The sequence below is a fragment of the Legionella sp. km772 genome, from assembly GCF_003989735.1.
Lineage (GTDB): Bacteria > Pseudomonadota > Gammaproteobacteria > Legionellales > Legionellaceae > Legionella.
The window spans coordinates 24,006-32,171 of the sequence record NZ_RZGQ01000019.1; the positions used below are offsets into that span (position 1 = coordinate 24,006).

The window sequence follows — 8,166 nt, forward strand, 5'->3', positions numbered from 1 at the left end:
CGATGTCGTGGATCAAAAAGTTAATTTATTGAATTATAATTATCAGCAGTTAAGAGAGCTATTGATATCTTGGGATGAAAAGCCTTTTCGTGCCCAACAGTTAATTCAATGGATCCATCAAGTTGGCTTATCTGACTACGCAGAAATGACTAATCTTGGGAAAGCCTTAAGAGAAAAACTAGCTCGTTTATCTTTCATTGGCTTGCCTGAGATTGTTACCTGTCAAAAATCAGCTGATGGCACGCATAAATGGTTGCTTAAGCTTGATTGCGGTAATTGTATCGAAACTGTTTTTATTCCTGAAGCGAATAGAGGAACTTTATGTGTTTCCTCTCAAGTTGGCTGTGCCTTAAACTGCTCGTTCTGTTCTACAGCAAAACAGGGGTTTAATCGTAATTTAACTACAGCTGAAATAATCGGCCAAGTTTGGTTAGCTGTACGAGAGTTATCTTTAGCTAACGGTACTCATGATAAACGTCTAACTAATGTCGTTATGATGGGTATGGGTGAGCCATTACTAAATTTCGATAATGTTGTTTCAGCAATGAATATTATGATGGATGACTTTGCCTACGGCTTATCAAAACGCCGTGTCACTTTAAGCACCTCCGGTGTTCTACCTGATCTCGAACGATTAAGAGAAGTAAGCCCAGTGGCTCTTGCTGTTTCCTTACATGCCCCGAACGATGAATTACGCAACGAATTAGTACCTATCAATAAAAAATATCCTTTAGCTCAACTCATGGCCTTATGTAAACGTTATTTTAAGGATGAGCCTAGACGCAAAGTTACTTTCGAATATGTGATGCTTAAAGGCGTTAATGATCAGCCTGAACATGCGAATCAGTTAATTAAATTATTAAAAGATGTTCCTGCTAAAGTTAATTTAATACCGTTTAATCCTTTTCCCCTGACCCAATATCAACGCTCATCTCAGAAAACTATTGATGCATTTAGGGATAAATTAATAAGCAGTGGTATTAATACTATTACCCGTAAAACGCGCGGTGATGATATTGATGCAGCTTGCGGCCAATTAGCTGGTGAAGTGAAAGATAGAACAAGTCGCTCTCAACGTTGGCAAAAACTTCATTTTATTCCAAACAAATCAAACCCCGCTGATGGTTCTATTGTTAATTAATTTGAAATAAGATGACAAATCGTTTTTAATTTACGCGTAAGTAGTTATAATGCGGCATTATTTCCCACAACAAGTGTTGATTGTGTCAAAATTTTTAAAATTTTTATTATTGACAAGCTGTTTATTTCTTATAGCTTGTCAGTCTAATAAAGAAGAAGAGGACTTAGCAAGTAAAAATCAACCTAACTTCAGTAAGGCTGCCACCTTTAATATGCAACTAGGTTTAGGTTATTTAAAGCAGGGCGATAGACCAAGAGCTAAGAAAAAATTATTAACAGCCCTAAAGCAAGAGCCTAACTCACCAGATATTAATGCCGCTATGGCCTATTATCTTGAACAGACTAGTGAGCTAGAGGAGGCTAAGAAATATTATCTAAAGGCGATTTCATTATCATCTAACAGCGGCGCCCAGCTTAATAATTATGGTACCTTTTTATGCCGTCAGGGCGAATATCAAAAAGCCGAAACTTATTTCTTAAAAGCTGTAAAAGATCCACAGTATATTAATACGGCAGCAGCTTATGAAAATGCTGGCTTATGTGTATTGGCTATTCCTGATATGGAAAAAGCGAAGTTGTATTTTAGTAAAGCTATAAATCAAGATCCTTCGCGAAAAGAGTCTTTTTATGAGTTAGTTAAATTAGAAAGTAAAGAGGAACATAACGAACGGGCGTTTCAACTTATGCAACAGCATCCAGACTTAGTTTTAAACGATAAAATCTTATTGGATATGGCTAAAAATCTAGCTGATAAACTGGGTAAATATGAAATCGCTGCCGCCTATGAAGAAAGCCTAAACAAAATAGCAAGAACTGATAATACAAGTGGAGTAAATAATGAATACAACAGCCACAATGGATGATGTAACTGATATCCCAATTGAAAATCCAGGAATACAATTAGCTCAAATACGTCAACAAAAGGGTTTTTCGGTTGAATATGTTGCAAGTAAGTTGCACCTAAGAGCGCGCATCATTGAGCTTATTGAAGAAGGTGATTTTAATTTATTACCAGAGCCTGTGTTTATTAAAGGTTATTTGCGTGCTTATTCTAAATTATTAGGAGTTTCCCCCGAGCCTTTTTTACAAATCTTCAATTCCCAGTTTACTGAAGAGAAAAAGCCTGAGCGAGCCTTATGGCAAAGTAAGCGTGAGTCCCACAAAGCAGAACATTTTATTCGATGGTTTACTATTATTTTTGCATTAGGAGCAATGGTTGCAATTGGGTTATGGTGGCATAACAACCGTGATAATCATTCTGCCTACTCCTCTAGCACTAAAGAAGAAAAAATAAGCCAGGATTTATCATTAAAAGAAGACAATACAGTTACTGAAATTAAATTAGCTGATGTTTCGAAAGTTCAGGCTTTATTAGATCCCCAACCTGCGATGTCGCGTTTGGAGAATGAGGGTGAGTGAGCGAATTCAAGCAATACGTGGTATGAATGACATCTTGCCGGAAAAAACATCATTATGGCGGCAAGTAGAAAAAATATTCGTTGACTGCCTTTCAAGTTATGGCTATCAAGAAATTCGTTTTCCTCTTATTGAGAATACCCAATTGTTTAAAAGAACTATTGGTGAGGTTACTGATATTGTTGAAAAAGAGATGTATACCTTTAATGATCTTAATGGAGATAGCTTAACGCTTAGGCCAGAAGGTACCGCATCGTGCGTGCGCGCGTGTTTAGAGCATGGATTATTGCATAATCAACAACAAAAATTATGGTATATGGGGCCTATGTTTCGTCATGAGCGTCCGCAAAAAGGGCGTTACAGACAATTTACTCAATTTGGCGTAGAAGCTTTTGGAATGTCCGGCCCGCATATTGAGCTCGAGTTAATCTCTATTTGCCAGCGCTTATGGACTCAATTAGGTTTTGCTGATGAGGTGCACCTGCAAATTAATTCTTTAGGTGATCTTTCCGAGCGTGTAGCCTATAGAACTACCTTAGTTGAGTATTTTCGTACACATTATGAATTTTTGGATGAAGACAGTAAAAAACGGCTTGAAAGAAACCCTTTACGCATATTAGATAGTAAAAATCCAGAATTGAAAGAGTTAATTACAAAAGCACCCAAACTTATTGATGTTTTAGGGCAGGAAAGTAAGGCTCATTTTGAGTCTTTTTGTAAGGGTTTAGATTTATTAAAAATACCCTATACTATAAATCCTGTTCTAGTACGAGGGTTGGATTATTATGGTCATACCGTTTTTGAATGGGTGACTGATAAATTAGGAAGCCAAGCAACTGTTTGTGCTGGTGGGCGTTATGACAAATTAGTCGAACAATTAGGTGGCTCTGCAACCCCCGCAGTGGGATTTGCACTTGGGTTTGAGCGGATTGTACTATTAATGGATCTCTTAAACCTTACCGGTATAAAAAATAGTCGACCGGCTTTATTTATAGTTGCAACTAACCATGAGGCTATTCAAAATGCATTAGCTCTCTCAGAGAGTATTCGCAATAACCACCCCAATTTAGATGTAATCACAAACCTCTCCGGTGGGAGTTTTAAAAGCCAATTTAAAAAAGCGGATAAAAGTGGTGCCCAGTTAGCCTTAATTTTAGGCGAAGAAGAGGTTCAGAATAGTTCTGTGAGCATTAAAGACTTGCGTAATGGGACAGAGCAAATTACAGTGGAACAAAAAAATATCAATCACTATTTAACTGATTATTTAGCGTAAAGGCAGGAGAAAAAAATGTCAGTCTATATGACAGAAGAAGAGCAATTAGAGACAATTAAAAAATGGTGGAAAAAATATGGAAATTTAATCACTATATTTCTTTCTGTCGTGCTTTTATGTGTAGCAGGATATAGATACATGAATTGGCACCAAGATAAAGTGAAACAGCAGGCTTCTAATGCTTATGAGAATATGATGGTGGCCTTTTCCAATCATGATATAAAATCGGTTCGTTCCTATGCTAATGAGTTAACTAAAGACTATGACAATACTGTTTACGCAGATATTGCTCATTTAACGCTGGCCAAAGTGTATGTTGAAAAAAGTAAACTCGATGAAGCAAAAAAAGAATTACAACAGGTAGTGTCCAATGGGCATATGCCTCCCTTGCGACAAATAGCAAAAATTCGTATTGCCCGTATTTTGGCTGCGACGAAAGATTATACCAATGCCTTAAATGAGCTTAGCTCCATTGATGATAATACCTATTTACCGGTAGTTAATGAATTGAAAGGCGATATTTATGGTGCAACCGGTCAATATCAAAATGCAATTAATTCTTATCGATTAGCGATTACTGCCGTAAAAAGTAATGGCTTAGGTAATTTATTTTTGGAAATGAAAACCAATGAATTAGCGAATAAAACGCAATCTGTTATAGCAGATGAGAAAAAAGTACAAACTACTTAGTATTGAAATGGCCAAGGATTAGCGTTCTTAGGTTGAAACAGAGTTATATTAAACAGGGTTTTATTATGAAGAGTAAGCTATTAACACTCGCTTTATGTGTATTAGTACAAGGCTGTACTAAAATCGATGATTACATGTTAGGGAAGGATAATACACCGCAACCCAAAGAATTAAAACAAATTGACTCAAAGCTGAAAATAACCCAAAACTGGTCTGCACCGGTAGGAAAATCAAATAAAAACTTAGGTTATTTAAAGTTACAACCTGTTGCGAAAGGGGGGGTAATTTATACCGCTGATGCAAGTGGATTGGTGCAAGCAGTTAGAGAATCAAATGGGGCTATTAAATGGTCTACTAGCTTAAAGCACAATTTAGTCAGTGGTCCCTCTGTCTCAGCTGGTGTGATCGCTGTAGGAACAAATAATTCTTCTTTAGTTTTATTAGATCAAACTAGCGGTAAAGAGTTATGGCAAACTAACTTATCAGGTGAATTATTATCGGCGCCAGCAATAGCTCATCATAAAGTTATTGCCAAGACTATCGACGGAAAAGTGTATGCTTTTGATCAAGCAAGCGGAAAGCAGCTTTGGATGGTTGATCATGGCTCACCTAATTTAATATTAAAGGCAAGTTCTTCGCCTGTGATCGTAGGCAATCAAGTTCTTATCGGCTTCTCTGATGGTAAGTTAGAAGCCATGGAATTAGATTCGGGACGCATGGTCTGGCAACGCAGCATGGCTTATGCAACTGGGTCTAGTGATGTGGAGCGTTTAGTAGATATTGACGCGGATCCCATTATAAAAAGCAGCGTAGCTTATCTCGCCACTTATCAAGGCTATATCGGAGCATTATCGTTAGATAATGGTGAGTTCCTATGGAAAAAACCCGGTTCAGTATACAAAAACATCCTTTTCCATTCGAATACTTTATTCATTACCGACAGTAATGATGTATTGTGGTCCATTGACAGTAAAACAGGCCATGTAAACTGGAAACAAACTGCCTTAAAGGCGCGTGGTTTGACCGAACCCGTGCTCATAGGTAATGATCTAGTTGTGGGCGATAAAAACGGCTACCTCCATTTTCTAGATACTCAAGCAGGCGATTTGTTAGCTCGCTCACAAGTCTCGGGCGGGGTAAGCAGTGCGCCAGTTGCGGTAGGAAGGAAGCTCTACGTATTGACTAATAACGGAATGTTAAACCAGTTGACGGTGAGTTAATAAATGATTCCAGTAATTGCTTTAGTGGGCCGACCTAATGTAGGCAAGTCCACTTTATTTAACAGAATAACAAAAACTCAAGATGCATTAGTTGCGGATTTTCCTGGTCTAACCCGTGATAGGCAATATGGCGACGCGCACTATGAAAATAAAACTTTTATTGTAGTCGATACTGGCGGTATTGGTGTTGATGATATTGCGGTCGATAGTTTAATGTCGAAACAATCTACGGTTGCCTTGCAAGAGGCTGATGTCGTTTTATTTATCGTTGACGGCCGCTCAGGTTTAACCGGCATTGATGAGAATATTGCCGGTAATCTAAGGAAGCTCGGTAAAAAAGTTCATTTAGTTGTTAATAAAACTGAAAACATGGATGACGATATTGCCTGTTCTGATTTCCAATCCTTAGGCATCATCGAAATGCATTCTATTTCTGCTGCTCATGGTACCGGTATAAGCTCTTTATTAGAACAAATTCTTGCGCCATTTTCAGGACAACTAGAAGAACCCCTGCAAGAAGATGTTATTAAAATAGCGTTTGCAGGCCGCCCCAATGTAGGTAAATCAACTTTAATTAACAGAATTTTAGGTGAAGAGCGTGTCGTGGTATACGATATGCCGGGAACTACCCGCGACAGTATTTCTATTCCTTTTCAACGGGATGAACAAAATTATGTGTTAATCGATACAGCAGGAGTACGAAGAAAATCCCGCATTGATGAGAAAATTGAAAAATTTTCAGTGATAAAAACTTTACAAGCAATCAAAGAGGCTCATGTTTGTTTACAAGTTTTAGATGCGAAAGAGGGTGTAACAGATCAAGATATGAATTTATTGGGGTTCATTATTGAGTCTGGAAAAGCCTTGGTTATTGCACTAAATAAATGGGATGGCTTAGATGAGGAACATAAAGAGCATATAAAATCTGAGATAGAGCGCCGTCTACATTTTGCAAGTTTCGCAAAAATCCGCTTCATCTCTGCTTTACACGGCAGCGGTGTAGGTAGTTTATTTAAAGATATTAATGAGGCGTATACTTCTGCAACTCAATCTTTTTCAACACCTCGTTTAACTCGGCTATTACAAGACATTAGTACTAAGCATACTCCTCCTTGTGTCAATGGTCGCCGTATTAAATTGCGTTATGCTCATATTGGTGGCCACAATCCGCCAGTAATTGTAATTCATGGTAATCAATTAAATGATTTGCCTGAAAATTATCGCCGTTATTTAAATAACGAATTTATAAAGCATCTGGGCCTAATAGGCACACCTCTAAAACTAGAATTTAGAGGAGGCGACAATCCTTTTGCGCACAAGAAAAAGAAACTCTCTCAACGACAAGTAAATAAAAAACGTCGTCTGATGAGTTATGTTAAAAAGAAAAAAAAATAGTTTAGGGCTTATTTCCTCTAGCTCTGGATTAAATTATACCCTTAAGGTGAGGACATCGCAGGGAGCTCGATTCGTTATAGCATGAGCCGTACTTCCTAATAGGGTTTCAAAACCATGTGTTGAGTGGCTTCCAATAATAATCAATTGACAATTTAATTCTTGGACTCGGTTAAAAATAATTTCTTTAACTGAGCCTATTTCCACAAATTGTTGTGATGCTGGAATATTTAAGTTCTCCCCAATTAAGGAGAGCACAGTCCGCGCATCATCTTTCGCAGGATTAGCCAACTCAGTAAAACCTAATCCTTGAGCAAGTTGGTAACTGGTAGGTAATTCAATTACATGAAGCAGATATAGTTTTGCATTAAACTGTTGGGCAATTCGAGCTGCTTTTTCGGTTAGGTGCTCATGCTCACTTAATAAATCAGTAGCAAATAAGATATTCTTATACATAAAAATCCCTATTTAAATAGAATCATTAAGTTATAGTGTAGTAGATATTTTAATAATGAGGTTGAGTCCCGTATTAACTAGAATACGGGAAATTAAACTTATCGAGCTGTTCGAAGGGCTAATAATAGTAATAGGCTGAGGAGCTAACATCTTCTACTATTTCGCTCTGTTTTTGAGGGGCTTTTTTTCCTAGTTTCTCTAAACTAGTATTAATTAAGGTGACTGATGCTGAAGCATCTTCCCGAAAATGACTAACCATTAGTTTTTTAAATTCTTCAAGATCATTAATCCCCGCTTGCTCGGTGCTTGCTAAGTAATTGGCGAGATAAGTACTATCGTTATATTCACCTTTAACCCGGTTAAAATTATTAATAACGGTGAATAAATTATCGCTATATCGTTTTAAGAGAGCATGACTTGTCTCTAGATTTGGCTTAAAAAAACCCGCTGGATTTAGATTTAGCTAGGTCCGGGGATCTGGAACAAAATTCAGGAAAAATAAGAGCTATTCCCGGTTTGTTAGTTCATTCACCTTACTCTCAGAATGGCTTATCCACAAGTCCATAGGCCAGGAGAGCT

At 37.6% G+C, this 8,166-nt stretch carries 8 protein-coding genes; 7 read left to right on the forward strand and 1 reads right to left on the reverse strand.

Features of this window, described 5'->3' with window-relative positions:
- Positions 1-7 precede the first annotated feature (7 nt).
- From rlmN to der, 7 genes are all read left to right on the forward strand, one after another.
- On the forward strand, positions 8-1,141 hold the full coding sequence (gene rlmN, locus ELY15_RS04050) for a 23S rRNA (adenine(2503)-C(2))-methyltransferase RlmN (protein WP_127098372.1): 1,134 nt from the start codon (positions 8-10) through the stop codon (positions 1,139-1,141).
- 82 nt (positions 1,142-1,223) lie between these two features.
- Positions 1,224-2,003: a type IV pilus biogenesis/stability protein PilW gene (gene pilW, locus ELY15_RS04055; RefSeq protein WP_199744158.1), complete on the forward strand. Its 780-nt coding sequence runs from the start codon at positions 1,224-1,226 to the stop codon at positions 2,001-2,003.
- Positions 1,978-2,559: a helix-turn-helix domain-containing protein gene (locus ELY15_RS04060; protein ID WP_127098374.1), complete on the forward strand. Its 582-nt coding sequence runs from the start codon at positions 1,978-1,980 to the stop codon at positions 2,557-2,559. The genes pilW and ELY15_RS04060 overlap by 26 nt, the downstream gene beginning before the upstream one ends.
- Positions 2,546-3,829 (forward strand): histidine--tRNA ligase, encoded by a 1,284-nt coding sequence (hisS, locus tag ELY15_RS04065; protein WP_233586506.1) that lies wholly within the window; start codon positions 2,546-2,548, stop codon positions 3,827-3,829. The genes ELY15_RS04060 and hisS overlap by 14 nt, the downstream gene beginning before the upstream one ends.
- A gap of 15 nt (positions 3,830-3,844) precedes the next feature.
- Positions 3,845-4,519: a tetratricopeptide repeat protein gene (locus ELY15_RS04070; protein WP_127098376.1), complete on the forward strand. Its 675-nt coding sequence runs from the start codon at positions 3,845-3,847 to the stop codon at positions 4,517-4,519.
- Between the two features lie 65 nt (positions 4,520-4,584).
- Positions 4,585-5,739, forward strand: coding sequence for an outer membrane protein assembly factor BamB (bamB, locus tag ELY15_RS04075; RefSeq protein WP_127098377.1), 1,155 nt, complete (start codon positions 4,585-4,587; stop codon positions 5,737-5,739).
- A gap of 3 nt (positions 5,740-5,742) precedes the next feature.
- Positions 5,743-7,134, forward strand: coding sequence for a ribosome biogenesis GTPase Der (gene der / locus ELY15_RS04080; protein WP_127098378.1), 1,392 nt, complete (start codon positions 5,743-5,745; stop codon positions 7,132-7,134).
- 33 nt (positions 7,135-7,167) lie between these two features.
- Here the strand turns inward: der and ELY15_RS04085 are convergent, their stop codons facing one another.
- Complete coding sequence (locus tag ELY15_RS04085; RefSeq protein ID WP_127098379.1) at positions 7,168-7,587, reverse strand: universal stress protein; 420 nt, start codon at positions 7,585-7,587, stop codon at positions 7,168-7,170.
- Positions 7,588-8,166 lie beyond the last annotated feature (579 nt).